Source organism: Halomonas sp. NyZ770, from assembly GCF_020616575.1.
In the GTDB taxonomy this organism is placed as follows: domain Bacteria; phylum Pseudomonadota; class Gammaproteobacteria; order Pseudomonadales; family Halomonadaceae; genus Vreelandella; species Vreelandella hamiltonii.
Map to the genome: position 1 here is coordinate 1,123,191 of NZ_CP085143.1, position 26,174 is coordinate 1,149,364.

26 protein-coding genes are annotated in these 26,174 nt (G+C 61.7%); 12 read left to right on the plus strand and 14 right to left on the minus strand.

The window, feature by feature from the left end; genetic code table 11:
• Positions 1–4: 4 nt before the first annotated feature.
• Complete coding sequence (recC, locus tag LG409_RS05310) at positions 5–3,568, minus strand: exodeoxyribonuclease V subunit gamma (RefSeq protein WP_227407771.1); 3,564 nt, start codon at positions 3,566–3,568, stop codon at positions 5–7.
• A 146-nt stretch (positions 3,569–3,714) separates the two neighbouring features.
• Here recC and LG409_RS05315 point away from each other — a divergent pair, with 146 nt between their 5' ends.
• A complete protein-coding gene (locus LG409_RS05315) occupies positions 3,715–4,035 on the plus strand; it encodes a type II toxin-antitoxin system RelE/ParE family toxin (RefSeq protein WP_227407772.1) in 321 nt (106 codons plus the stop codon).
• Positions 4,032–4,325, plus strand: a complete 294-nt coding sequence (locus LG409_RS05320; protein ID WP_227407773.1) for a helix-turn-helix domain-containing protein — start codon at positions 4,032–4,034, stop codon at positions 4,323–4,325. Before LG409_RS05315 ends, LG409_RS05320 begins: the two co-directional genes overlap by 4 nt.
• Positions 4,326–4,442: 117 nt before the next feature.
• Here LG409_RS05320 and LG409_RS05325 read toward each other — a convergent pair whose 3' ends face one another.
• Positions 4,443–4,799 carry a rhodanese-like domain-containing protein gene (locus tag LG409_RS05325; protein WP_039175970.1) on the minus strand — a complete coding sequence of 119 codons (357 nt, stop codon included), beginning with the start codon at positions 4,797–4,799 and terminating at the stop codon, positions 4,443–4,445.
• A gap of 123 nt (positions 4,800–4,922) precedes the next feature.
• On the opposite strand from LG409_RS05325, the gene chrA reads away from it, so the two are divergent.
• On the plus strand, positions 4,923–6,134 hold the full coding sequence (gene chrA, locus LG409_RS05330; RefSeq protein WP_096921245.1) for a chromate efflux transporter: 1,212 nt from the start codon (positions 4,923–4,925) through the stop codon (positions 6,132–6,134).
• 134 nt (positions 6,135–6,268) lie between these two features.
• Here chrA and LG409_RS05335 read toward each other — a convergent pair whose 3' ends face one another.
• A complete protein-coding gene (locus tag LG409_RS05335; RefSeq protein ID WP_016916522.1) occupies positions 6,269–6,541 on the minus strand; it encodes an XRE family transcriptional regulator in 273 nt (90 codons plus the stop codon).
• Between the two features lie 218 nt (positions 6,542–6,759).
• Between LG409_RS05335 and purE the strand changes: the two genes are divergently transcribed.
• The 3 genes from purE to LG409_RS05350 all read left to right on the plus strand — a co-directional run bounded on the left by purE (position 6,760) and on the right by LG409_RS05350 (position 10,237).
• The gene (gene purE / locus LG409_RS05340; RefSeq protein ID WP_016916523.1) at positions 6,760–7,287 is read left to right on the plus strand and encodes a 5-(carboxyamino)imidazole ribonucleotide mutase; all 528 of its coding nucleotides are present in this window, start codon (positions 6,760–6,762) and stop codon (positions 7,285–7,287) included.
• Between the two features lie 10 nt (positions 7,288–7,297).
• Positions 7,298–8,443, plus strand: coding sequence for a 5-(carboxyamino)imidazole ribonucleotide synthase (locus LG409_RS05345; RefSeq protein WP_039181929.1), 1,146 nt, complete (start codon positions 7,298–7,300; stop codon positions 8,441–8,443).
• Between the two features lie 168 nt (positions 8,444–8,611).
• Positions 8,612–10,237, plus strand: a complete 1,626-nt coding sequence (locus LG409_RS05350; protein WP_227407774.1) for a diguanylate cyclase domain-containing protein — start codon at positions 8,612–8,614, stop codon at positions 10,235–10,237.
• On the opposite strand, the gene LG409_RS05355 is transcribed toward LG409_RS05350, so the two are convergent.
• The 9 genes from LG409_RS05355 to LG409_RS05395 form a co-directional block, all read right to left on the minus strand.
• The gene (locus LG409_RS05355) at positions 10,215–11,039 is read right to left on the minus strand and encodes a TraX family protein (RefSeq protein WP_039181935.1); all 825 of its coding nucleotides are present in this window, start codon (positions 11,037–11,039) and stop codon (positions 10,215–10,217) included. The genes LG409_RS05350 and LG409_RS05355 overlap by 23 nt on opposite strands.
• Before the next feature lie 78 nt (positions 11,040–11,117).
• Positions 11,118–12,263 carry a beta-aspartyl-peptidase gene (gene iadA / locus LG409_RS05360; protein WP_227407775.1) on the minus strand — a complete coding sequence of 382 codons (1,146 nt, stop codon included), beginning with the start codon at positions 12,261–12,263 and terminating at the stop codon, positions 11,118–11,120.
• Between the two features lie 97 nt (positions 12,264–12,360).
• On the minus strand, positions 12,361–13,158 hold the full coding sequence (locus tag LG409_RS05365) for a transporter substrate-binding domain-containing protein (RefSeq protein ID WP_227407776.1): 798 nt from the start codon (positions 13,156–13,158) through the stop codon (positions 12,361–12,363).
• Positions 13,159–13,490: 332 nt separating this feature from the next.
• Positions 13,491–14,261, minus strand: a complete 771-nt coding sequence (locus LG409_RS05370; RefSeq protein ID WP_016916529.1) for a transporter substrate-binding domain-containing protein — start codon at positions 14,259–14,261, stop codon at positions 13,491–13,493.
• 138 nt (positions 14,262–14,399) lie between these two features.
• Complete coding sequence (locus tag LG409_RS05375; protein WP_016916530.1) at positions 14,400–15,128, minus strand: ABC transporter permease; 729 nt, start codon at positions 15,126–15,128, stop codon at positions 14,400–14,402.
• 1 nt (position 15,129) lies between these two features.
• Positions 15,130–15,831, minus strand: a complete 702-nt coding sequence (locus tag LG409_RS05380) for an ABC transporter permease (protein WP_016916531.1) — start codon at positions 15,829–15,831, stop codon at positions 15,130–15,132.
• Positions 15,832–15,848: 17 nt separating this feature from the next.
• Positions 15,849–16,619: an ABC transporter ATP-binding protein gene (locus LG409_RS05385; RefSeq protein ID WP_016916532.1), complete on the minus strand. Its 771-nt coding sequence runs from the start codon at positions 16,617–16,619 to the stop codon at positions 15,849–15,851.
• A gap of 216 nt (positions 16,620–16,835) precedes the next feature.
• The gene (locus LG409_RS05390) at positions 16,836–17,822 is read right to left on the minus strand and encodes a succinylglutamate desuccinylase (protein WP_227408092.1); all 987 of its coding nucleotides are present in this window, start codon (positions 17,820–17,822) and stop codon (positions 16,836–16,838) included.
• A 185-nt stretch (positions 17,823–18,007) separates the two neighbouring features.
• A complete protein-coding gene (locus LG409_RS05395; protein ID WP_016916534.1) occupies positions 18,008–18,448 on the minus strand; it encodes a hemerythrin domain-containing protein in 441 nt (146 codons plus the stop codon).
• 216 nt (positions 18,449–18,664) lie between these two features.
• Between LG409_RS05395 and wrbA the strand changes: the two genes are divergently transcribed.
• The gene (gene wrbA, locus LG409_RS05400; protein WP_039181945.1) at positions 18,665–19,264 is read left to right on the plus strand and encodes an NAD(P)H:quinone oxidoreductase; all 600 of its coding nucleotides are present in this window, start codon (positions 18,665–18,667) and stop codon (positions 19,262–19,264) included.
• Between the two features lie 121 nt (positions 19,265–19,385).
• Here the strand turns inward: wrbA and LG409_RS05405 are convergent, their stop codons facing one another.
• Positions 19,386–20,459, minus strand: coding sequence for a tartrate dehydrogenase (locus LG409_RS05405; protein ID WP_193461247.1), 1,074 nt, complete (start codon positions 20,457–20,459; stop codon positions 19,386–19,388).
• Positions 20,460–20,577: 118 nt separating this feature from the next.
• Here LG409_RS05405 and LG409_RS05410 point away from each other — a divergent pair, with 118 nt between their 5' ends.
• Positions 20,578–21,504 carry a LysR family transcriptional regulator gene (locus LG409_RS05410; protein WP_227407777.1) on the plus strand — a complete coding sequence of 309 codons (927 nt, stop codon included), beginning with the start codon at positions 20,578–20,580 and terminating at the stop codon, positions 21,502–21,504.
• A gap of 16 nt (positions 21,505–21,520) precedes the next feature.
• Here LG409_RS05410 and LG409_RS05415 read toward each other — a convergent pair whose 3' ends face one another.
• On the minus strand, positions 21,521–22,084 hold the full coding sequence (locus LG409_RS05415; protein ID WP_052196467.1) for a lipocalin family protein: 564 nt from the start codon (positions 22,082–22,084) through the stop codon (positions 21,521–21,523).
• A gap of 203 nt (positions 22,085–22,287) precedes the next feature.
• On the opposite strand from LG409_RS05415, the gene LG409_RS05420 reads away from it, so the two are divergent.
• From LG409_RS05420 to LG409_RS05435, 4 genes are all read left to right on the plus strand, one after another.
• Positions 22,288–22,707: a secondary thiamine-phosphate synthase enzyme YjbQ gene (locus LG409_RS05420; RefSeq protein WP_193461244.1), complete on the plus strand. Its 420-nt coding sequence runs from the start codon at positions 22,288–22,290 to the stop codon at positions 22,705–22,707.
• 114 nt (positions 22,708–22,821) lie between these two features.
• The gene (locus LG409_RS05425) at positions 22,822–24,273 is read left to right on the plus strand and encodes an alanine/glycine:cation symporter family protein (protein ID WP_016916540.1); all 1,452 of its coding nucleotides are present in this window, start codon (positions 22,822–22,824) and stop codon (positions 24,271–24,273) included.
• Between the two features lie 879 nt (positions 24,274–25,152).
• On the plus strand, positions 25,153–25,761 hold the full coding sequence (locus tag LG409_RS05430; protein WP_227407778.1) for an FMN-dependent NADH-azoreductase: 609 nt from the start codon (positions 25,153–25,155) through the stop codon (positions 25,759–25,761).
• A gap of 37 nt (positions 25,762–25,798) precedes the next feature.
• Positions 25,799–26,098, plus strand: a complete 300-nt coding sequence (locus tag LG409_RS05435; RefSeq protein WP_016916542.1) for an MGMT family protein — start codon at positions 25,799–25,801, stop codon at positions 26,096–26,098.
• Positions 26,099–26,174: the final 76 nt, after the last annotated feature.

Below are 26,174 nucleotides of genomic sequence, written 5' to 3' on the forward strand. Positions count from 1 at the left end.
GGCTTTACTCCTTTTTGCCCTTAACAGCGAAAAAGAGCGGCGCGTAAAGTGATTCGGTCAGTGTGGCAAAAGTGTGCCCGTTGGCCTGCTCGAAAAACAGCCGCTCGAATCGGGGCCACTGGTGGCTCAAGTACGCGCTTTGCGCGGCTTCGCCGGTGACCTTGTAACCCCCTTCATAGGCGGCTTCGGCGGCAGCAAAGGCGTCGCTGTCTCGGCCTTTCTCCTGCGCTATCTCCGGCGTGCCTTGCTTGGCCAGCCAGGCAAAACCGGCCTGTGGGGCCAGCGGCAGCGGGATTTGCAGGCCCGCTTGCCAGGCGGCGAGCTGAGTTTCCAGGTGCTGGCGGGCGGTGTCGGCGGCTACGGGTTCCAGTGTGACATGCCCGGCTTTGGAAAGTAGCAGGGAGGTCATCGGGCCGCTGAGGTTGCCTGCCAGGTGGGCGACCCAGGGGCGCAGCAGGTGGCTCCAGCGGTACTGGCCGCGCCCGCTGCCCTGGCTGATCAGGCTGCTGCTGAGCAGCAGCAGGCGGCAGCGCTGGCCTGCCTCATCCTGGCGCAGCTCGCCCAGGGGGTCTTCCAACGTGAGGCCGTGGGCCTCGAACTGCACCTGTGCGTCTGGCAGCGCGTGCGGCCACGCCGTGAGCGCTTCTTCGTAGGCGTTGAACAACTCTTCCATGGGGTCGGCGAGGGCATCGCGCATGCGCTCGCCGAAGGCACCCATGGCCAGTACCCCTTGGCCTTGAAAGCGCTCCAACGCGTCGTGCAGCGCCTCGATACGCGGTTGGCCGTGATCCACCGCGTGGCGCTGGGCGGCAATCAGCTGGTCCTGGAGCTGCCAGTTTTGCAGGCCATCCAGCGCGAAGGGCTCGGCGTCCAGCTCGGCGATTGTCTCCTGCTCGAAATAGACCCCCAGCCGGGTATTGAAGAAGCTGCGCACCGGCTCGCGCAGAAAGCCGCCCAACTGGGCCAGCGAGAGGCTGGTGGGGGCGTTTTCCGGCGCGGGTAGCATGCGCTCCACCGCAGGCGGCGTGCGGGGAGCGTGCACTACCCGCCATTCGTGGGCGTAGGTGAACAGGCGGCTTGCCGGGTGGTTGAAGTAAGCGCGGCTGAACGGCTGCAGCGGGTGTTCGGTGGTGAGACTTTCCAGCAGCGGCGCGCCTGTATGCGTTTGCCAGCCAGCCTCCAAATGATCGCGCAGTTGGCCCACCAGTACCGAGGGGGGCAGCGGGGAGTTGTCGATCTGGCTGCGGCCCATCCAGCTGATGTAGAGCTGGTCCCGGGCGGAGAGCAGCGCTTCGAGAAACAGGTAGCGGTCGTCTTCCCGGCGGGAACGGTCGCCGGGACGGTAGTCGCTGCCCATCAGGTCGAAATCCAGCGGTGGCTGGGAGCGGGGATAGTCGCCGTCGTTCATGCCCAGCAGGCACACCCGTTTGAAGGGGATGGCGCGCATGGGCATCAGGGTAGCGAAGTTGACCGCTCCGGCCAAAAAGCGCTGGGAAAGGCTGTGTTCATCGATTTGTGCCAGCCAGTGTTCGCGCACCATGGAGAGCGGCAGCGGGTCGTCGAGTTCTGCTTCCTGGCTGCTTTCCAGCATCTGCTGCAAGCCGTTTTCCAGCTTGGTGAGCATGATGCTTTCCTGGGCATCGTCGGTGAGGAAGAAGGTTTCCAGCAGTGCCCGCAGCCGCGCCACCCAAGTGGCAGCATCGGTGGGTTGGCAGAAGGTTTCCCAAGTGGCGTCGAGTTTTTCCAGCAGCGTGGCCAGCGGCCCTGCCAGGCCCGCTTCCAAGCCGCCAATATCATCGAAGGGCTCGATGCCTTGCCAGGCGTGGCCGTCGCCCACGGTGTAGCCCAGCAGCAGGCGGCGCAGGCCGAAGGCCCAGGTGTTCTGGCTCAGCCCGCCGGGCAGCTCCAGCCGCTGGCGCTGCTGGGCGTTCAGCCCCCAGCGGATGCCCGCGCCTTCCATCCAGCGCTCGAGCACCGGCAGGTCGCGCTCTTCCAGGCCAAAGCGCTGGCGCAGGGCGGGCACTTCCAGCAGGTCGAGCACATCGCTGACTGTCAGGCGCAGCTCTGGCAGGCGCAGCAGTTTTTCCAGCGCGATCATCAGCGGCAGGCGGTGGCGGCTGGCCTGGTCGGAGAGCGTGTAGGGAATATGCCGGGGGTCGTCCGTGGGCAGTTGGCCAAATACCGCTTCGATGTGCGGGGCGTAGCGGTCGATATCCGGCACCATGACGATGATATCGCGCGGGCGCAGGGCGGGGTCGGCGCTGAAGGCGGCCAGCAGCTGGTCGTGGAGAATCTCCACTTCCCGCTGGGGGCCGTGGGCAATATGAAACACGATGGAGTCATCGGTGGCGGGCAGCGCTGGCCACTGGCCTTGGGTTTCTGCCACCGGGCGCAGCTCGCGGATATCGTCTTGCAGCTGGCTGAGCAGGCAGTGGCGCTCCTCGCCGCTGAACGGCTCGAACATATCGATGCGCAGCGCCTGCTGCTCGAAAAGCGTTTGGTAGTTGCCCGCGTCGTCGTGCTCATCGAGTAAGCGCAGATAGTCGCGGCCCTGCTTGCCCCAGGCGGCCAGCAGCGGCTGGGCGTGCAGGTGCAGGGCGTCATCGGCATCGCCGGTGCCCAGTACGTCCAGCGTGTCGGGCATGCCGGTCTTGCGCCGCTGGCGATAGCGCTGGGCGCGCAGCAGGTCTTTGTGTTCGATGATGTCCGCCCAGTAGAACTGGCAGGGGTTGTGCACGCACAGCACGATCTGGCAGCAGCGGGAGAGCGCCGCCAGCGCTTCCAGGGTTTGCTGCGGCAGCGACGAAATACCGAAAATGATCAGCCGACGGGGCAGTCCTGGCGGGCAGGCCTGGCCTTCCAGCTGTTCGGTGGCTTTCAAAAAGCGCTGGTGTACCTGGGCGCGGCTACTGTTCAGCCCGGCATCGCCTTGGGTGGCGGCCACATCGTCACGCAGGATGCGCCACAGCGCAGGCTGCCAGCACTGGTGCTCTTCCAGCGGGCGGTGTTCGCCTCGGGCGGTAATCAGCACATCGTGGCCGTTGGCCCAGGCGTCCAGCCAGTCGGCGCGGTACACCTGGTACTGGTCGAAGAGATCCGCCAGCCGCTCGGCCAGCTGGTAATGCTTGCGCTGGTCGCGGTCGGTTTCCAGGAACTGCGCCAGTGGTTCGAACACCGGCTGCCCGGCCAGGGTGGGCAGCAGGCGCAGCAGCCGCCACACCAGGCACGATTTATCGAACGGCGAGGTTTCCGGCACGGCGTCGGCATCGTGGGAAACATGGGTGAGCACCCGGCGGTAGGCCTGCCATAAAAACCGCGCGGGCAGCATCACGTCCAGCGCCGCTGCAATGCCCGCGCCGCCGTTGCCGGGGTCTTCCGCCAGCGCAAGCTTCAGCCACTGCCCAATGCCGTTGCTCTGGACCAGAATGGTTTCGTTCTCCAGCGGCCCCAGCGGGTGCCGCCGCATCCACTCCACCGCCAGCCCCCGCAAGTCCTCCAGCCGATTGGCGTGTACCACCATGAACCCGGGGGTGAGCGAAGTGGGGGAGAGCAGGGCATTGGCAGGCATACGGCGGCGTTCCTTCACGGCAATCAGCGTCACGGGGATGCGGTCACGCTATGGTGCCATAAGATGGAGGTTGTCGTGTGTCTCTGGAGTAGGAACTTTTATACATCCTGAGTTATCATAAAAGATAACTTGATCGGAGCTGTGCTATGGAGTGGCAGGTTGAGTTTTACCCAGGCGTAGAGCAAGAAATTTTAAGCATGCCACCCAAAATACAGGCCAGAATGCTTCGGTTGCTGGAGATGGTAGAGCAGCATGGTGCTCACTTAGGGCCTCCTCACACGGAGTCCATGGGTGACGGCCTGTTTGAGATTCGAGCAAAGGCACAAGAGGGGATTGGCCGTTCCTTGTTCTGTTACGTGCAGGGGAAACACATCGTCGTGCTGCACGCATTCGTCAAGAAAAGCCAGAAAACGCCGCGTCAGGCGTTAACATTAGCGCGGTCAAGACAGCGCGAGGTGCAGTCATGATGAACTTAAAGGCACTAAAAGAGCAGGCGCTTCAGAACCCTGAGGTGAAGGCGGAATATGAACGTCTGGCACCGGAGTTTGCATTGGCCTCCACACTTATTTCAATGCGCCAGCGTGCCGGGCTGACTCAGGAAGAGCTTGCCAAACGTCTGGAGACGCAGAAAAGTAACATTAGCCGCCTGGAGCGAGGAAGTAGTAACCCCGGTTGGAAAACGTTGCAGCGCTATGCAGATGCCTGCGGCTTCGAGCTGACGGTACATGTGGAACCACAAAAACACCCCTCCCACTAAACAACCAATCGCTCCCATGACGGCGGCCTTTCGTGCGTCATCGGTTCAAATCGAAAGTCACCGGAGTCTTCTAGTGCCGCCGATGGGAGGGCCAGCATCATTACCAAAAGGAGCGGCTTACGGCGCTTCTTCTTCCTTGAACGCCTTCAATCCGCCTTCGATATTCACCACTTGTGTATAGCCCAGTTGCTGCAGGGTGTCGGCGGCCAGGGCGCCGCGATTGCCGCCTGCGCAGTGGCACACAATGGGCGTGTCTTTATCGGGAATCGCTTCCTGAATGCGCATTTCCAGCGTGCCCCGGCTGATGTTGAGGGCGTTTTCGATATGCCCCTGCTCGTACTCTTCCTTGTCTCGCACGTCCAGCACCACGTGGCCCTGGGCGATGCGCTGTTTGGCATCGCTAGGCGATACCTGGGTGGTACGCTGTTTGGCGGCTTCTGCAAGGCGTAGAAACTCTTCTGAATGATGGGCCATGGGGTGCTCCTGGTAGGTGGCGTTGGAAGGAGTCTCAACGTTGCTCAACCGTCATGGGCATGTCAATAAAATCGTGTATGGTTATTGGCTGCCTGTTGTTCAACGTTGCAAGGAGCTGAGCTTATGTCGGAACCCCGTCCTTCCTCTGATACTGCCGTATCGCCTGCTCGCATTCGAGAGGTGTTCTGGGTCTTTTTGGCGCTGGGGCTTACCTCGTTTGGCGGGCCGGTAGCGCACTTGGGCTATTTTCGTACGGAGTTCGTGGCCCGCCGCCAGTGGCTCAGCGAGAAAGCCTATGCGGATTTGGTGGCGTTGTGCCAGTTCTTGCCCGGCCCGGCCAGCAGCCAGGTGGGGTTTGCCCTGGGCCTGCTGCGGGCTGGCCCCTGGGGGGCGGCCATGGCCTGGCTGGCCTTTACGCTGCCTTCCGCGCTGGTGCTGGCGCTGTTCGCCATGGGGGCGGCGGTGCTGGATGGGCCGATGGCCAGCGGCATCATCCACGGCTTGAAAATCGTCGCGGTGGCCATCGTGGCCCATGCCGTATGGGGCATGGCGCGCAACCTTTGCCCGGATAAAACCCGGGCAGGCATTGCTCTGGCGGCGGTGTTTGCCGTGGCCATGGTCAGCGGCCCGCTAGGGCAGGTGAGTGCGATTGTGCTGGGGGGTATGGCAGGGCTGTTGCTCTGCCGCGAAAGCGCTCAGGGCGAGCTGGCGGATTCGCTGCACTTTGCGGTGTCGCGCAAGGTGGGCTTGATCTCTCTGGGGCTGTTCGTGGCGCTGCTGGTGCTGTTGCCGCTGCTGGCGGGCGGCGCCATGTGGCTGGCGGTGGTGGATGCCTTCTACCGCTCGGGAGCGCTGGTGTTTGGGGGCGGCCACGTGGTGCTGCCGCTGCTGGAAGCCGAAGTGGTGCAGTCGGGCTGGATCACGGCGGATGAGTTCTTGACGGGCTATGGCGCCGCACAGGCCGTGCCGGGGCCGCTGTTCACCTTTGCGGCTTACCTGGGTGCACTGCTGCCTGGGCTGCCCAGCGTGGTTGGTGCAGTGCTGGCGCTGCTGGCGATTTTCATTCCCGGCTTCCTGCTGCTGGTGGGCGTGCTGCCGTTCTGGAACCGTTTTCGCCAATGGGGCAGTGCCCAGGCGCTCATGCGCGGTGCCAACGCGGCCGTGGTGGGGATTCTGGGGGCTGCGCTCTACGACCCCGTCTGGACCAGCGCGGTGGTGGGCCCGTATGAGTTTGCCCTGGCGCTCACGGGCTTTTTGCTACTGACCGTGTGGAAGCTGCCAGCCTGGCTGGTGGTGATCGTGGTGGCCTTGGGTGGGGTAGTGATTGCGGCGTGAAGCGCGGCACCTGACATGAACGATTCGCCCCACGAGCGTGGGGCGATCAGGCATTACCCATGTACAGCGCACGCCTATGGTGCAGTGCAGGTGTGGTGCCGAGGTGTGATGGGGAAGTGACGTCGAGGCTGCGGCTATGGCGCCTCCAGCTCTAGGGTGCGACGCAGGACATTGAGTTCATCGATGTCCAGATGCTCCAGCCTTCCGGCGAGCAGGTCGCTGATCTTCTGTACTGGCAAGCCTGCCCGGCGGGCAATTTCTCGGCTTCCCAGGTCTGATACGGCGATCAGACGTGTGATGATGCGCATGAGGCGCGTGCGTTTTTCCAGTTCCCTGACATCGAGGTCAGGGCTGCTTCGCGGAGGATCCTGCACTTCTGCGTGAGCAGTCGAGTATGCCGTACTCATGTGACTCCATGGGTCTGAAATGACAAACACACAATGCCGCCAACTCACGCGCTTTTCAATGCCTATTTAGATGAAAATTTCACGACCATGAGACAGCCCGCAAACGCGCTGGCTCTGGTAAACTATGCCCCTTCCCATTTTTTCAATGAGCCGCAGCCTGTACGCGGCTCGTTCCACTGTTTTTCGCTAGAACAGGCCATGGGCCGAGGAGTTATTGCATGTCGAACAGCGCACCCAAGGTGGGCGTGATCATGGGGTCGAAGTCGGATTGGCCGGTCATGGAGCACGCGGTGGCGATGTTGGAACGGCTGGGTGTTGCCTACGAAACCCGCGTGGTCTCGGCACACCGTACCCCGGACCTGCTGTTCGACTATGCGAAAAGCGCAGCGGAACGTGGCCTTCAGGTCATCGTGGCGGGCGCTGGCGGCGCGGCGCACCTGCCGGGCATGGTGGCCTCGCAAACGGCGCTGCCGGTGCTGGGTGTGCCAGTAGAGTCCAAGGCCTTGAAGGGGCTGGATTCGCTGCTCTCCATTGCACAAATGCCGGGTGGCATTGCCGTGGGCACGCTGGCCATCGGCAAAGCCGGGGCCACCAATGCAGGGCTGCTGGCGGCGCAAATCGTCGGCTTGCAGGACAGCGCCGTGCGTCAGGCCGTCGAGGCCTTCCGAGCAGAGCAAACGCAGCTGGTGCTGGATAACCCGGACCCCCGCCCGGATGCGCCTGCGGCCAGCGAATCGGCACAATAGGAAGCCCATCATGAGCGTGCATAGCAATCGCGTAAAACACATTGGCGTACTGGGTGCCGGGCAACTGGGCCGTATGCTGGCGTTGGCGGGCTACCCGCTGGGCAACACGTTTACCTTTCTGGACACCACCGGCAACCCCAGCGCCGGTATCGGTGAGGTGGTGGTCGACCCGGATAACCAGCATCTGGCAGCGTTCCTCGACAAGGTCGATGTGGTGACCTACGAATTCGAGCACCTGCCCGTGGCGCTGGTGCAGCAGATCGAACAGCACAAGCCGGTCTACCCCAGCAGCCGTGCCATTGCCGTGTGCCAGAACCGCGTGGAAGAGAAGGCGCTGTTCGACCGGCTGGGCATCCCGACGCCTGCCTACCGGGTGGTGGAGAGCGCCGAGCAGCTGCAGGCCGCTGCCACTGAGCTGGGCTGCCCCGTGGTGGCCAAATCCGTCACCGAAGGGTACGACGGCAAGGGCCAGGCGGTGCTGAGAGCGCCAGAGCAGGCCCAGGCCGCCTGGGAGTCGATTGGCCATTCCCGGTTGATCGTGGAAGCCTTCGTCGATTTCGTGCGCGAAGTGTCGCTGATTGCCGTGCGTGGCCGCGATGGGGAAGTGGTGTTTTACCCCATGGCAGAGAACCAGCACGTAGACGGCATTCTGCGCTATTCGGTGGCGCCGCTGCCCGACCTGGACGACAGCGTTCAGCAAACCGCCGATGGCTACATTCGTGCGCTGCTGGATGAGCTGGATTACGTGGGCGTGCTGGCGCTGGAGCTGTTCCAGACCCGCGACGGTAGCCTGCTGGCCAATGAGATGGCCCCGCGGGTGCATAACTCCGGCCACTGGACCATGGACGGCGCGGTGACCAGCCAGTTCGAAAACCATCTGCGGGCCGTACAGGGCTTGCCGCTGGGTTCGACTCAGGCGATTGGCCCCACCTGCATGGTCAACGTGATTGGGCAGGAGGGCGACAACCCCGCGCTGCTGGCGATTCCCCATACCCACCTGCATCGCTACGACAAGGCCGAGCGGGCGGGGCGCAAGCTGGCCCACGTGAACGTCGTGGCGGCCAGCCATGCCGAGCTGCTGGAAAAAGTACGCGCCTGCCAGGCACTGCTGCCGGGTGCTCCGGCGGTCGAGTGGAGCTTTGCCGACTCGCTCTGAGACGTGCGTTCGATGGCTGTCATGGCCTCTTCAAAGCCGCCCTTAGAGGCGGCTTTTTCATGTTCGAAGGCTACTTTTACTGCGTAAACATGCTAAAAGATAGAGCATGATAAAACGTTTGTATTAATCAATAAGATTGGCCCATAAGCCGACGAAAACGGGGGTTCTATGTCGCCCAGCAAGCCAGTGGCGTCGACGGCAACTGCGTCAGGGTTACGCAGCGGCTACCAGCGCGATCACCATCTCACCTTGCAACAGCTGCGCGGAGAAAAAGTGCGGATGTTGTATGACAACCTTTGGCAACCGGTGCTCAGCAGCGTTTTGGCGGGCGGCTTGCTGGTGGCGGCGATGTGGCCCGTGGTGGAAGGCTGGGTACTGCTGGGTTGGTACACCGCCTTGGTGGTGGTGTCGGGATTGCGTTTGGCGTTGGCTCACCGTTTCAAGCGCTTGCCGATTCAGCAGCAGCAACGGCACCGGTGGCTGCGCTGGTTTGCCATGGGGGCCATCGTTTCCGGGGTGGTGTGGGGCAGTACGGGAGTGCTGCTGTTCAGCCCTGAATATCCGGGGCAAATTGCGGCGCTGTCGATCGTGCTGGCCGGTATTGCGGCGGGGGGCGTCACGACGCTGTCGTCGGTGTGGTGGGTAGCCACTGGCTTCGTATTGCCCATCCTGTTGCCTTTGAAGTTCCAGTTCATGCTGATGGGAACCTCGCTTTCCGTGTTGATCGGGCTGATGCTGGTGCTGTTTCTGCTGCTGATCCTGATCACCAGCCGCCGCTTGAGCCGAACCATCCATGACAATATCGCCCTGCGCGTTACCATGGCGGCCCGTGAGGCGCAGCTTCGGGAAAGCGAAAACCGCTATCGCTCGATTTTCCAGCACTCCCCTCTGGGTGTTTTGCACTTTGACGACCAGGGGCAGATCACCGACTGCAACAACAAGCTGCTGGAGATCCTGGATGTCGAGCGTTCTCGGCTACTGGGCTATCGCATGCTGGACCGTTCAGCCGACCGAAGCGTTGCCCGGGCCGTTTCCGCGGCGCTGGAAAAAGGCACCGGCTACTACGAGGGGACCTATCGGCTACCCAAGGCCAGTGAGGGGACGCCGCTGCGAGCATTCTTCAACGGCGTACATGGCATGGGCAACCGGATGATCGGCGGCGTGGCGATCATCGAAGACTTCACCGAGCGCAAGCGCAGTGAGGAGATCATTTATCGCCAGGCGTACTACGATGCGCTGACGGACTTGCCCAATCGGCGCCTGTTCATCGAGCGTATGGCAACGCTGTGCCAGGAGGAGGAGAGGCCGCAGCGGGGTGGCCTGGTGATGTTCATGGACATGGACCGCTTCAAACTGATCAACGACACGCTGGGACATGCCGCGGGCGATGACCTGTTGGTGCAGGTGGCGCGGCGCTTGGAGTCATGCCTGCGTGACGGTGACATGGCGGCTCGGTTGAGTGGCGATGAATTCGTGCTGCTGGCGCAGTTTTCAGAGCCTGATCTGGACAAGCTGAGCGCCCTGGCCGAGCAGTACATGCAGCGAGTGAAGCAGGCGCTGTCGGGGGAGTATCGGCTGGAGAGCCGCTGGGTAGAGGTGACCCCGAGTATGGGGTACACCTGCTTTGAAGCGTCTACCTGTGACCATGCCGAAGTGCTCAAGCAGGCCGATACCGCCATGTATCAGGCCAAGCTGGAAGGGCGTGATCGGCTGCGCCGCTACCAGCCCTGGATGCAGGACGAGGTCAATCGGCAGGTGGCAGAAAAGACGTTCAACCTGCCAGTTGGCCGCTGATCAATAGCCACAGGGCAATCAGGGCGAAGTGCCCCGGGTACCAGGCCAGCCACAGGCGGCGGGGCATGGCCAGCGCCACGGGCGGTACGCGCTGGGCGGCGCCCGCGGCCAGCATCAACACCAGAACGCAGGTGCCGACGGTAAAGGATTTGGCCATGTCCGACGCGTTCATCTGCCCGGCGATCCACAGCACCGGAAACGCTGCCAGACCCGCCCAAAGCCGCGATTTGAGCGCATCGCGGGTCTCGCTGAGAGCCTGCATGGCAAACATGAACAGCGGAATCAGCAGCAGGCCGTTGTGGCCATACTCCACCCAGAAGCCCAGCAGATACCAGACGGTGACACACACGGCGGCCCCCAGCATCAGCCAGCCCAGGCCCAGCGTCTGTGCCTGGTAGTGCTGCCACCCCTGGCGTACCAAGGCACCGAGTGCCAGGCCGCTGGCCAGCGTAAAGCAGACATTCAGGATAAACGCATCCGAGGCCCTGGGCATCATCATGTAGGGCACTTGTGCCGCGATACCGATGATCAGGATACGGCGCGCGTAGCGCAGCGGGTTGCGGGTGTTGAACAGGCCGTGCCAGGCCACCATGGCAGCAAACAGCGGAAAGGCAATGCGCCCAATCGAAGAGCCCGCCCAACCCAGATCCCAGGCATCGGGCAGTACGTAGCGGGTCAGGTGGTCCACGGTCATGGTGAACAGCGCAAGCCACTGACCCCAGGCGGTCCAATGGGACGAGGGGCGCATCGTCTCGGGTAGGCCCGTGGAGGGCGTTGCGTGTGCCGCTGAGTGTTCTGCCATGTTACCTCCTTGTAAAAGCGCATTATGCCATTAAAGACCCGCATTGGCTGAGCAAGTTCGCTGGGCGGCCTCGGGCGCTCAGGGGGCGCTGAAAATCGATTTGCCCAGTGCCCACACGTGGTCAATGGCCCAGCGGCCTTCGCTCAACACGATGAAATCGGCATCCGAGCCGGGTATCAGGCGGCCTTTTTGGGGAAGCTTCAAGGCATCGGCGGCGGTGGTGGTAGCACATTGCAGGGCGTGTTCCATGCGGATCTGGTGGTCGTTGACACACTCGCCCAACACGTCGAACAGGCTGCTGAGTCTGCCGGGTTTCAGGCCCACGAAACGGCGCTGGTCATCGAACTCTGGCAGCGAGGCGTTGGCGTCCGAGGAGAGGCTGAGCTGGCTCGGGTCGATCCGCGCTTTCAGTGCCCGCGCTACCGCCTCGGAGGCGGGCACTTCGCCACCGGCCAGCAGCTCGGGGGTGGTGCTGGTGGTGAAGTCGATGCGCCCGCCTTCACGGGCAAAGCGCAGGCCGTCTGCGAACAGGGCGCTGGTACGGTTGATGTGGGTCGGGTAGAACTGCGTGATGGGAATGGCGCTGGTGCTGGCCACCTGACGCAGTGGTTCCAGGTAGGAGTCGGCGTCGCCGGTATGAATGAACACGATGCCGGATTTGCCTGCCAGCAGCCCGGCCGTGCGGGCGTCGGAAGCCAGTCGCGTCAGCTCCTGGTTGGTGGGCTGGGAGCCACGATGGTCGCTGATGGCGACTTCGCCCACCCCGATGAATTCCGGCACGTAGAGAATGTCGCTGGCCACCGTGCCGGTCAGCGTGACCGGAGGCAGCTGATAAGAGCCGGTGTAGGCGTAGGTGCTCAGCCCACCGGCAGCGAGTTCCCGCGCCTTGCCGATCAGGTTGGCGGGGGTGCGGGTAAGGGCATCGGTGCCCAGAGCGCCAATCAGGGTGGTCACGCCTGAAGCGCAGGCGTCTGCCAGGCTGAGTTCTGCAGTGCGGTTGCCAAACCCGCCTTCACCGCCCCCGCCAATGTAGTGCACCAGCGGGTCGACCAGCCCCGGAATCACCCGACGTCCCTCCAGGTCGATGGTCTTGATCAGCGTGCCCAGTTGGTACGCTTCGTTGGCATCCAGCACGGCCGCGATGCGCTGGTCGGCGATCAGCAGGTGGCACAGCCCGCGGGGTTCTGGGGCAAAAAGCTGGGCGTTTTTGACAAGTGTCAGCATGGGCTTTCCGGAAAAGTGATGAGCAAACGTTACGCGCCGACCAAAGGCCGGCGCGTGTAGGCGGGGTGGCGCGGTTCAAGCGCGGCGACCGCCGATCTTACAAGCGTACATCGTAGTTGAAGTAACGGTTCATGATTTCATCATAAGTGCCGTTCTCTTTCACCGCACGCAGGGCGTCGTTGAAGCGTTCGGCGAGGGCCTCGTCACGGGGGCGAAATGCCATGCCAACGCCTTGGCCCAGGATTTCCTCGGGCTCTTTGATGAAGTCGCTGATGCGCTGGAAATCGCTTTCGGGCGTGTCGATGTCGATGGCGGCTTCGGCAATCGGGTAGTCCATGAACGTCAGGTCCAGGCGGCCTGCCAGCAGGTCGGTGACCACATCGTCCACACCGGTATAGCGGCGAATTTCCAGCACGTCGCCGTAGAGTTCGGTGACATAGTTATCCTGCAGGGTTGCTCGCTGTACGCCGACCGTGAGCCCTTCCAGGCTGGCCCGGTCTTCGATGTCGATATCGTGGGCGTGGGTCGTGATCCAGGCGCTGGGAGTGGTGTAGTAAGCCTCGGAGAACAGCACACGCTGGGCGCGCTCGTCGGTAATTGCCATGGACGACATGATGGCGTCGTAGTTACGGGCCAGCAGGCCGGGAATGATGCCGTCCCAGTCTTGTTCTACCCAGGTGCAGCTCACTTCCAGGTAGTCGCATACGGCATTGCCCAGCTCGATTTCAAAGCCGGTGAGAGTGCCGTCGGCTTCCCGGTACATGAAGGGCTCGTAGGGAATATCCACACCCAGACGGATCTCGTCGTAGTCTCGGGCCAGTGCGGCAGTGGATACCATGGAAAGTGAAGCACCAGCCGCCAGCACGGCAGCCACGGACAGCGTTGCATAACGCATGGTCAGTCTCCTGAAACGATTTTTAGTAGGTATGTGGGTGTTGCTTTATGCCAAGCGCCGAAAGGGGCGGCTACAGCACGGGGTGCGCCAGGCGTGGGAGTGCCCTGCGTCGATCACGCATGGCAACATGCACGCACAGAGGCGTGATTCGGCACGGGCGTGCCAAAGAGGGGGCTATTCGTCGAACCACTCGCTCAGGTAGAAGCGGGCAATGGTGCCACGGGTACCTGGGCGTTGCGCATGGGGCGTAGAGGGGAGTAGGCGGTATGGAGTCATGGTATTGGCGTGCTGCCATGCCTTCCCTGAGGAAGGCATGGCGAGACGGTCAATGCTTACTCTTCGCCAAAGTAGCGAGCGTAGATTTCATCGTAGGTGCCGTCTTCCTGCAGCTCGGCCAGTGCTTCGTTGAAGCGCTCGGCCAGGGCCTGGTCGCGCTGGCGGAAGGCGATGCCGAAGCCGTCACCGAAGTACTCCTTGGGCTCGCTGATGCGCTCGCCTACGACCACGTACTCGGTGTCTTCGTTGTTCAGCAGGGTGGACTGGCCGATCGGATAGTCGAGGAAGACGATATCCAGGCGCTGTGCCTGCATGTCCAGCACCATGTCGTCAGCGGTGGAGTAGCGGCTGACGCTGGCGATACGGCCGTACTGGTCGGTCACGTAGTTGTCTTGCAGGGTGCCGCGCTGTACGCCGATGGTCTTGCCGGCCAGGGTCTCTTCGTTGGCGTCACTGAGTTCCAGGCTGGCGGGGGCGAACCAGGCCGACGGCATGGTGATGTAGGGGTCGGAGAACAGCACCTGCTGACGACGCTCGTCGTTGATGGTCATCGACGACATGATGGCATCGTAGTTACGTGACATCAGGCCCGGAATGATGCCGTCCCACTCCTGCTCGATCCACTCGCAGGTCACGCCGATGCGCTCGCACAGAGCGTTGCCCAGGTCGATATCGAAGCCGGTCAGCTCGCCCTCGGGGGTGCGGTATTCCATGGGCTCGTAAGGTACGTCCACGCCGATACGCACGTGGTCGTAATCACGGGCTTGAGCAGAAGACGCAGCAGCCACGGCCAGGCCCAGCAGAGAAACGGTCAGCAGTTTTTTCATTGTAGACTCCAAAGGAAGCAGGTTCACCGGAGGTGATCCCCTTTAAGCTACCCCAGCTTGCGGTTGGCGAAAAGGGGGGTGACCTGAATTAAACCAACGCTTGTTTTACGTTGGCGTACGTTGGATTTTTCGTCATGCTCAGGTTTGTGGCCGCAAATGTGCCAGCAGCCGTTTTTCCAGATAACGGAAAAAATACAGGATGGCAAAGGTGAGGCACAGATAAATGGCCGCCACGAACAGGAAGGCATCGAAGGGGGCATAGAAGCGCGCATAGACGAAGCGTGCGGCCCCGGTCAGGTCCATCAGGGTGACGACGCTGGCAATGGCGCTGGCATGCAGCATGAAGATGACTTCGTTCCCGTAGGCGGGCAGGGCACGGCGAAAGGCGCTGGGCAGGATGATACGGCGCATCATCAGGCTGTTGGACATGCCATAGGCCTTGGCGGCTTCGATTTCACCCCGTGAGGTGGCCTTGATGGCACCCCGGAAAATCTCCGTGGTGTAGGCCGCCGTGTTCAAGGTGAAGGCGATCAGTGCCGGGTAGAAGGCTTCGCGCAGCAGCGGCCACAGGAAGGTTTCCTGAATGCCATCGATGAACACCACCCCGTAGTAGATGATGTAGAGCTGAATGAGCAGCGGGGTGCCACGAAACACATAGGTATACACATAGACCGGCAGGCTGATCCATTTGTGTTTTGAGCTGCGCATGATGGCCAGCGGGACGGCCAGGATCAGGCCGGCCACCAGCGAGAGGAACACCAGCTGGGTGGTGGTCACCAGGCCTTCCCAGTAGTAGCCCAGGGTGGTGGGGGTGAAGATCAGGTTACCCGCCAGTAAATCGTTGAACCATGCAGAGATGTCCAGCATGTCACTGCCCCCCGAAGCCGATGTCGTAACGTTTTTGCAACCGTGCGAAGACCCACTCGGAGACGCTGGCAATCAGCAGATAGGCTGCCGCCACCGGAATGAGGAAGACAAACGGCTCGTGGGTGGCCCGAGAGGCTTCTGCCGCCACCCGCACCATGTCCGTCAGGCCGATCACCGACACCAGGGCGGTGGTCTTGAGCAGCACCATCCAGTTGTTGGAGAGGCCGGGCAGCGCGTGACGCATCATCTGGGGAAAGCGAATACGCCGAAATACCAGTGCGTTGCTCATGCCGTAGGCCTTGCCTGCCTCGATCTGGCCATTGTCGACGGCCATGAACGCCCCGCGAAAGGTTTCGCCCATATAGGCGCCGAAGATGAAGCCGATGGTGAGGACACCGGCCGCGAAGGCGTTGAAGTTGATGTAGATATCGATGTCGTAGCGGTCATAGAGCATATCGCTGATCGCATTGACCCCGATCTGCCCGCCGAAGAACAGCAGCATCATCAGCACCAGGTCGGGCACACCACGAATCACCGTGGTGTAGACCGTTGCGCTACGGCGCAATAGCCAGTTGCGGGACATTTTGGCGCTGGCGGTCAAGAGCCCCAGCACAATCGCCAGGATCAGCGAGAGGAGGGCCAACTGAACGGTCACGCCTGCGCCTTCCAGCAGGCGGGGGCCGTAGCCTTGCAAATCAAGCATCGTGCATGCCTCGCGGATCAGTATTTGGGCGCCAGAAACTGCTTCAGGCGCGGCGATTGCGGGTTGCCCAGCACGTCATCGGGCGTGCCGGCTTCTTCCACGAGGCCCTGGTGCAGGTAGATCACCTTGCTGGAGACGTCCCGGGCAAAGCTCATCTCATGGGTCACCACTACCATGGTGCGCCCTTCGTTGGCCAAATCGCGCATGACCTTGAGCACGTCGCCCACCAGCTCAGGGTCCAGCGCCGAGGTGGGTTCGTCGAACAGCATGACTTCCGGGTTCATGGCCAGCGCCCGGGCGATGGCGCCACGCTGCTGCTGACCACCGGACATTTGCGCCGGGTAGGCGTTGGCACGCGCGCTGAGGCCGACTCGGTCGAGCAGCGCGTGGGCGTGTTCGATGGCTTCTTTCTTGGGTTTACCCAACACATGAATCGGCGCTTCGATGATGTTTTCCAGCAGCGTCATGTGGGCCCACAGGTTGAAGCTCTGGAAAACCATGGAGAGCTTGGCGCGCATCTGCACGACCTGTTTCCAGTCGGCGGGTTCGCGGCCATGGCGGGTGGTCTTGAAGCGGATCTGTTCGCCGTGGACGATCAGGTCGCCATCATCGGGCTGTTCCAGCAAATTCATGCAGCGTAAAAAGGTGCTTTTTCCAGACCCTGAAGCACCGATCAGGGTGATCACATCACCTTTCTGGGCTTCAAGAGAGAGGCCTTTGAGGACTTCTGTATCGCCGAAGCGCTTTTTGATGTTACGCACTTCAAGGGGAGTCGGCGTAGCGGCCATAACTTAGGCTCCAGTACAGGGTTGCCGCAGCAACAACGAATGAGTGTTCGTGTTTCTGTGCGGCTGGCGCGAAAAAAGGGGCGATTCTATCAGGAGTGCGCCGGAGACGCGTACTTTATCAGGGCGACATTGGTCGTGTTGCCTGAAGAGCACTCCTGATGGCCCCTCTACGTTATTGTTATCAAACTATCTTTTCTTCAACGGGACTTTCTGTGGCTAGTTTGCCGTCCGTTCCGGTGCCACCAGCAAGGCGGCACGAGCACCTATCTCGACCTGTGCGTTGGGAAACACCACGTGCAGCGGCGTATCTTCCACCACGAAGTCACCGGCGGCGGCGTCTTTGGCCAGGCAGGTGCCGGTGTCGAAGCGGCTGAAGTTGGGAGCGTCTTCATCGAAACACAGCGTGAACTCCTCGGAATGACGCATCAGTTCATGCTGCACCCGGTAGAACGCCATGGCACTGGCTGGCTGGGTGGGTGGCGCATAGCCGCTACCGAGAGCACTGATCAACGTGAGCATGGGAGCCAGGGCGTCCATGTCGTTGTGGCCGAACGGGGCGACTCGCCCCAGCTCGAAGGTAAAGGCCTGGGCACCATGGTAGTGCTTGCTGTAGTGAGAAAACGTCCAGCTATGCTGATGCTGGTGAAGCACCGCCTGCATGTCGGCGGCGGCCAGCCACTCCCACTGTTCCGGGTCGGTCGCCGACTCGGCGAACGGCTCGACCACGAAGCGGGTATGCAGGCTGTCGCGGATGGCGGTATGCAGGTCGTAATGCAACCTAGGCAGGGCGTGATGGCGGGCATAGAACGTATCCACGGCCTCCATCAGCTGGCGCGCCCGTTCGGGCTCGTCGCCCTGGTCGGCCAGTTCGCGCTTGAACAAGCGATTCAAGTTGGTGGTGATGTAGCGCTGCTGGGCCTTGAGGGCGGGAATGTTGCCCAGAATCACCAGCACGGGAGCGCCCAGTTGCAGGGTGCTGGCTTCCAGAGCGGCCAGCCATTCGCCCAGCAGTTCTACCGGAGCGGTCTCGTTGCCATGAATGGCGGCAGAAAAGACACAGGCCCGGGCATCGGGGCGCAAAATGTTGGGCGTTAGCTCCAGTATGCCCGGTCGGTGCAGATGGTAGCTGCCGCTGGCAAAGCGGCCTATGCGTGGCGACGGGCGTTCACCGTCAAGGGTCCAGTCGAGCCATTGGCCTAGCATGAAAGTGTCCTTGGTCATGGGCATCTACTTGTGTTGCCCTACCTTTACCACGCTCAGCTCGTGTCGCAAGGGGTGGCGTCGTGCGCGTGAAAATGGTCGGTGCGAGGATGAAAGTAACCCGTAAAAAAGCGCCCATGGCGTGAGCCACAAGCGCTTTGCAATACCGGGCGGGTAAGGCCGGGAGGTCAGCCCGACCGTTGGCGCTGCATTTCGTCCTGATACTCCTTGGCCAGCGTGGTTTTCTGGGCTTCCTGCAAGCCCCGACCGGCCAGTTGAAACACCTCCTGTTCTTCTTCGTCCAGATGGTGGGTCACCAGATGCTGCAGCTGCTTGGCGTGGGTGAGCCAGTGGCTGGCACTGTAGTCGGTGTCGTCCAGCAGCTCGATCAGCTCATCGATCTCGTGGTGTTCGGCAACGCTGTGGCGCGCCTTTTCCTGGGTGAGGTCGAGGTCCATCATCGGAATGTACAGAGCCCGCTCTTCGGCGTTGGCATGGTACTTGAGCTCTGCCCGTACCCGTTGGTAAAGAGAGTCGCGGGCGTCGCTGTCACCGTGGGTCTCTACCAGTTGGGCCAACAGGTCACGCTGAATATCGTGGTCTTTACGCAGTGCTTCGAAAATGGTCATGCCTGGCTCCTTGGCGTTGTACCCGAATGAAACGGCAAACAAGTTGAATACAAAAAAATTAGTGCTGAAGTGGCAAAAGTGCAAGGTGCCCACATCGATGAAATCGATTCAGAGCGTCGAAAACTTTCGCTGATAAGTGGCTGGGGCTGGACTATGGTGTAACCAGTCCTTGCTGCCCGTCTGGGGCAGCGTGTCGTCACCTGAAAGGAGTGAGCCATGACGAAGGTATTGGTACTGTATTACTCGATGTATGGGCACATCGACACCCTGGCGGCCGCCGTGGCCGAAGGCGCCGAAGGCGTGGAGGGGGTCGAGGTCACCGTCAAGCGCGTACCGGAAACCATGCCGGAAGATGCGTTCAAGAATGCCGGTGGCAAGCAGGACTTCACTACCCCGGAAGCCACGCCAGGAGAGTTGGCCGACTACGATGCCATCATCTTCGGCACGCCGACGCGCTTTGGCAACATGGCGGGGCAGATGCGTACCTTCCTCGACCAGACTGGCGGGCTATGGGCGAAGGGCGCACTGCGCGGCAAGGTCGCCAGCGTGTTTACCTCGACCGGCACCGGCGGCGGCGACGAGATGACCATCACGTCGACCTGGACCACCTTGGCCCACCACGGCATGGTCATCGTGCCGATTGGTTACGGCATCGAAGAGCAGTTCGATATCTCGAAGGTCAGCGGCGGTACGCCCTATGGCGCGGCGACGCTGGCAGGCGGCGACGGTTCGCGTCAGCCGGATGATCGCGAGCTGAAAATTGCCCGTTTCCAGGGTAAATACGTGGCTGAAGTCGCTGCCAAACTGGCCAGCTAAAGCTAAGCGCACACAGTGTGAACGCCTGCCCTTGAGGGCAGGCGTTTGCGCTTTTACAACTGCCGTTTCAACCACCTTTACCAACCACATCCATCAACCACATGGCCAGTGGGGCCTGACGCTAGCCGCGCAGGCGCTCGGCAATGGCCTTGCCCAGGCTTTCCGTGGTGCCCTGGCCGCCCACGTCGCGGGTGAGCACCTGCGGGTTTCCTTCACTGAGCACGGCTTCGATGGCCTCGACCATGGCGTCGGCGGCTTCCTTGTGTCCCAGATGTTCCAGCATCATGGCGCCTGACCAGATTTGGCCGATGGGGTTGGCAATGCCCTTGCCCGCAATGTCGGGTGCGCTGCCATGAACCGGCTCGAACAGGCTGGGGAACTTGCCTTCCGGGTTGATATTGGCGGAAGGCGCGATGCCGATGGTGCCGGTGCAGGCCGGGCCCAGGTCGGAGAGGATGTCGCCGAACAGGTTGCTGCCCACGACCACGTCGAACCAGTCGGGGTGCAGCACGAAGTTGGCCGTTAGGATGTCGATATGGAACTTGTCGACGTTGATATCCGGGTACTGTTTGGCCATCTCGGCGACCCGCTCGTCCCAGTAGGGCATGGTGATCGAGATACCGTTGGACTTGGTGGCCGAGGTGAGCTTCTTGCGTGGTCGCGTCTGGGCCAGGTCGAAGGCGTATTTCAAGACCCGGTCGACCCCAGTGCGGCTCATCACGGTTTCCTGAATGACGATCTCCCGTTCGGTGCCTTCGAACATCTTGCCGCCGATGCTGGAGTATTCGCCTTCGGTGTTTTCACGCACCACGTAGAAGTCGATATCTCCCGGGGCGCGACCGGCCAGCGGGCTCTTGATGCCCGGCATCAGTTTGCAGGGGCGCAGGTTGATGTATTGATCGAACTGGCGGCGGAACTGCAGCAGCGAGCCCCACAGGGAAATATGGTCAGGCACTTTGTCCGGCCAGCCCACGGCGCCATAAAACAGCGCATCGAAGCCCTTGAGCTGCTCGTACCAGTCATCCGGCAGCATCTTGCCGTGCTCGAGGTAGTAGTCGCAGTTACCGAACTCAAAGGTGGTGAACTCCAGCGCGAGGTCGAAGCGCTCAGCCACCGCTTCCAGTGCGCGAATACCTTCCGGCATGACTTCGGTGCCGATGCCGTCGCCAGCGATGACTGCAATCTGATGGGCCATGGGGCCTCCTTTTTTATGGTCGTGTGAAAGGCGTACCGTTCATGCAGTGTAGCGGCTGTTGGCGATGAGATAATCAGGCTACTATTCAAGCCATTGTTGCTTTCAGGTGTAGAATCCCATGGCTCCACTGGACGATCTGGCGTTTTTTCAGCAGTTGGCTCGAGCGGGCAGCTTGACGGCAACGGCCCGGGAGTTGGGTATTTCCCTCTCGGCGGTGAGTAAACGGCTGAAGCAGCTGGAGGCGCGGCTGGGAGTGTCGCTGGCGGCGCGCACCACCCGCCGCCTGACGCTGACCGCCGAAGGCGAGCGCTATCTTGCCCAGGGCAGCCTGATTCTCGATGAGCTGGACGCCCTGGAGAGTGACCTGCGCGACGCGGCCAGCCAGGGATTGCAGGGGCGATTGCGGGTCAATGCCACCTTTGGCTTTGGGCGACGTCACATTGCGCCGCTGCTGTCACGCTTCTGCGTTCGGCATCCGGGCATCGAGAGCTGGCTGGAGCTGACCAACTTTCCTCTCAATCTCAGTGACCATGGGTTCGATGTGGGGATTCGCATTGGCGAACCGCCGGATTCACGGCTGGTGGCTCGGCGTATCCTGCCCAATCGGCGCATGCTCTGCGCGTCGCCGAGCTACCTTGCCAGCATGCCCGCCCTGCGTACGCCGCAGGATCTGGCACAGCACCGCTGCCTGTTGATCCGCGAGAACGATAGTGACTTTGCGCTGTGGCGCTTCGAGCAGCGTGCAGCGGCGCGGCGCCAGCAATCGGTCAAGGTCAGTGGCCACCTGGCCAGCAACGATGGCGAAGTGGTGACGCGACTGGCGCTGGATGGTCATGGCGTCATGCTGCGCTCCTGGTGGGATGTCAACGAACACCTGGCCAGTGGGGAGCTGCAACTGCTGCTGCCCGAGTGGCAGGGCGTACGGGCAGACTTCTATGCGGTGTTCGAGCAGCGCCGCCATACCCCGGCCCGCATCCGTGCGCTGATCGATTTTCTCCAGCAGGAGATCTCGGGCCGGGTGCCTGCGCTGCCTGACGCTGAGTAGGCGAGCCTGGCAGAGCCTAGCGGCCGGGACAGCGCTCGTCTTGCACCACATCGATCAGCTCGTCGGTGGGGAAGTCCAGCTCGGCGGCTTGCTGGCGCAGGCGCGCTTCCAGCTCGCTATCCAGCGTCGGTGTACGTGCCAGAATCCACAGGTAGTCTCGGTTAGGGCCGGAAACCAGTGCCCACTGATAGTCGTCATCCAGTGCCAGCACGTTGTAGCCACCGTAGAACGGGCCAAAGAAGCTTACCTTCAGGCGGCCAACGCTGTCGTCATCGATGAAATAGGCCCGGCCTTCGGCTTCGTCCCAGCTGCCTTCTTCCAGGTTGTAGCCCCGGTTGATGACCCGCACACCGCCATCGTCGCGCAGGCTGTAGTTGGCGGTCACGCAGTCCAGCCCGCGCTCGAAGGAGTGGTCCAGGCGAGCGATTTCATACCACTCCCCGAGGTACTGATCGAGCTCGAACCCGGTGACGGCCTCGGTGCCATCGGGGATGCCCGTGCATCCGGCCAGCAGCACGCTTGAGACACAAAGCGCCGATGCCGTTGCCAGTTTCCTTGGCGACAGTAGGGAATAGCGCATGACGACCTCCATGTGAACGGTTCCTTGCAAGCGATGGGAATATCGCCATTCAATTTAACAGCGAGGCGACGCCACCGCCATGGCGGCGATGACCTGTGGTGAGTTTTATGGGTGCGCGGCGAAATAGGCTATGGTTGAACGAAACGTTTGGGTTTGACGACACCCATGCTTGTTTGCAGGCCCACCATGACAAAGGAGTGTTTATGTGGCACCAACAAGAGATTCACCTGCCCGACATGCCCAGAGGCTTCCATCTGATCACTGATGAGATTGCTCGGGCACTGCCCTGCCTCGAAGAGTGCCATCAGGGGCTGGTGCACTTACAGCTTCTGCATACCTCGGCCTCCTTGACCCTGAATGAAAACAGCGACCCGGATGTACGTCACGACCTGAACGCCTTTCTGCGTCGCCTGGTGCCCGAAGGGCTGGATTACTTTCGACATACCCTGGAAGGGCCGGACGATATGCCTGCCCACGTGGTGTCCAGCCTGCTGGGTAGCCAGCTGTGCCTGGCCGTGCGCGATGGGCGTTTGGCGCTGGGCACTTGGCAAGGCATCTGGCTGGGCGAGCATCGCGAACAGGGCGGGCCCAGAAGAATCCTGGCGACCATCACGGGCTGCTGAGCATGGCGCAGCGTTTCTTTCCGTGTATGGACTAATTTGCCATTTTTCTTGCCATTTTGGTGCAGCCGTGAAGAATGATGCGCCTTCACTTTATTCAATCAAGGTCGATTAACCATGGATGCGACACTTTCATCCCTGTTGACGGCGGTCGTGGATCGCAGCAACGGGCTGTTATGGGGCAGCGTACTGATTTATCTGCTCATTGGAGCAGGTCTCTATTTTACCGTGATGACACGGGGAATTCAGATTCGCTATTTTGGCCACATGTTCAAACTGCTGCGTACCTCGCGGCAGTCCAATGGCGGGATCTCCTCCTTTCAAGCGCTCTCGACCAGCCTGGCGGCTCGGGTGGGAACGGGTAACCTGGCCGGGGTGGCGGTCGCCATTTACTTCGGTGGCCCAGGGGCCATTTTCTGGATGTGGATGACCGCCATGGTCGGCATGGCGACCAGTTTCGTGGAGTCCACGCTGGCGCAGGCCTACAAGACCGACCACGGTGACAATACCTTCCGTGGCGGCCCGGCTCGCTATATCGAGCGTGGCCTTGGGCTGCGCTGGCTGGCCGTGCTGTTTTCTATCTGCCTGATCATTGCCTTCGGCCTGGCCTTCAATAGCGTGCAGGCCAACTCCATTGCCCAGGCCATGGAGCAGGCGTTTGCCATTCCCACCTGGGCCATGGGCCTGGTGCTGATGGCCGTCGTGGCGCCGATCATCTTTGGCGGATTGAAGTCGATTGCCAAGGTGGCCGAGCTGGTCGTGCCGCTGATGGCCTTGCTGTATCTGGTGTTGGCACTGGTGGTGGTGGCCCTGAATATCGCCGACCTGCCCGCCGCGCTGCTGACCATCGTGCAGAGCGCCTTCGGCATCGAGCAGGCCGCAGGCGGGGCCATGGGCTATGCCATTTCCCAGGCCATCATCAACGGTATTCAGCGTGGCCTGTTCTCCAACGAGGCGGGCATGGGCTCTGCTCCCAACGCGGCGGCCACGGCCAGCACCCGGCCGGATCATCCGGCGGCCCAAGGGTTCATTCAGATGCTGGGGGTCTTCCTGGATACGCTGGTGATCTGTACCGCCACGGCGGCCATCATCATCATGGCGGGCCCGGAACTGTTGGCCAGCGAGGAGAGCAACGGCATCCAGCTGACGCAGATGGCGCTCTCCAGCCATGTGGGCGAGTGGGGCGGCATGTTCATTGCGGTGGCGATTCTGCTGTTTGCGTTCACGTCCGTGATTGCCAACTACTCTTACGGTGAGTCCAACATCGAATACCTGGCTGGCCGCCGGGCACCCCTGGCGGTGATGCTATATCGTCTGGCCGTGCTGGGCATGATCATGGTGGGCTCGGTGGCCAGCCTGGGAGCCATCTGGAATTTTGCCGACCTTTCCATGGGCATGATGGCGATCATCAACCTGGTGGCCATTCTGATGCTGTCGCCCATTGCCTTTGCGCTGTTCAAGGATTACGACGCGCAGCTGAAGGCGGGCAAGGAGCCGGTGTTCGACCCGAGCCAGTTCCCCAAACTGGCCAACAAGGTGGACCCCAAGGCCTGGCCCAAAAAGCCCTGAACGCGTCATGAAAACGCCCCGCCCGTGTTGCCGCCATGGCCACGGAGCGGGGCTTTTTTAAGGTCATTGCATTCTAGCGAGACAGTGAAGCCATTCCCGGAAAAGTGCGATGAACCTTGTTGATGGCGGATTGTGGGAGGCCAATTTCATTGGGCGACTGTCTGAGCAGGCACCCCTATCAAGCTGGGTGCTGGAATCATCGCGAGCTGAAGCTCCCTCCCACAACCTGAGTGCCTCCAGGCCAGCCTGTGGGAGGCCAATTTCATTGGGCGACTGTCTGAGCAGGCACCCCTATCAAGCTGGGTGCTGGAATCATCGCGGGCTGAAGCCCCCTCCCACAGCCTGAGTGCCTCCAGGCCAGCCTGTGGGAGGCCAATTTCATTGGGCGACTGTCTGAGCAGGCACCCCCTATCAAGCTGAGTGCTGGAATCGTCGCGGGCTGAAGCCCCCTCCCACAGCCTGAGTGCCTCCAGGCCAGCCTGTGGGAGGCTAATTTCATTGGGCGACTGTCTGAGCAGGCACCCCTATCAAGCTGAGTGCCGGAATCATCGCGAGCTGAAGCCCCCTCCCACAGCAGTGAGTGCCCCCAGGCCAGCCTGTGGGAGGCCAATTTCATTGGGCGACTGTCTGAGCAGGCACCCCTATCAAGCTGAGTGCTGGAATCATCGCGGGCTGAAGCTCCCTCCCACAACCTGAGCAAGCACCTTGCCTGAATCACCCTGTGGGAGGCCAATTGATTCACGCGAGTCTGCGTAGAACCTTTTTTATGGAGCACGATTCGATTTTGTCGAATGAACGGCGGAAAACGTTGCGCTTTTGCTTATTGGAAAGCGCCTTAGAATAGCGCCATCTCTTTAATCTTTGGCAAGGAATCTTACGATGGCAACTCGTACTCTGTTAGTCACGTCTTCCGTTCTGGGTGAAAACGGCCAGTCCAATGCGCTGGCGAACCATTTTCAGCAGCAGGCCACTGCCCGTGGCGGCGTGGAGGTCAGCCACCGCGACGTGGTGGCCAATGCGCTGCCCCACCTGGACATCGAAGAGCTGGGCGCATGGCAAACCCCCGCCGACGAGCGCAGCGACGCCCAAAAAGCACTGGCGGCCCGCTCCGATGAGCTGCTGGCCGAGCTGCGTTCCCACGACGTGCTGGTGCTGGCGGTGCCGATGTACAACCTGGGGATTCCTTCGCAGTTGAAAGCGTGGTTCGACCGCGTGCTGCGCGCTGGTGAAACGTTCCGCTATACTGAAACTGGCCCACAGGGGCTGCTGGAAGGTAAGCGCGCCATCATCCTGGCGGCCCGGGGGGGCCAATACGCCGGCACCGAGTTCGATAGCCAGACCCCGCACCTGAAAACCATGCTGGGCCTGATGGGCATCAGCGATGTGGACGTGGTGTTCGCGGAAGGCCTCAACATGGGTGATGCCCAGCGTGATAGCGCACTGAAAGAAGCCTTCCAGGCCATCGATCAACTGGTGGATGGCCTGTAAGCCATCTCACCTTGGAGTTCACGCATTCGAGGTAGCCATGCCACGTCCCGAACTGTTGGAACAGATCTATACCATCGTCGATCAGATCCCGGCGGGGCGGGTGACCACTTATGGGCGCGTGGCCAGCATGACCGAAGGGGCCACGCCGCGTATGGTGGGGTCTGCCATGCGACACTTGCCCGAGGGGCACCAGGTGCCCTGGCACCGAGTGATTGCGGCATCGCTGACGCTGGCCGACCATGGCGGCGCGGCGCGCCAGCATCAGAAGTTGCGTGACGAGGGCGTAGTGTTCGATGCCAAGGGCAGGGTGCCCGCCCATCTGGTATGGCCGGATTAGCACAGCCGTTTTGGCATCTCATGCCAGGTGCGACGCGAAGCAAGATGCTCAATAAAAAGCCGCTCCCTGAGGTTCT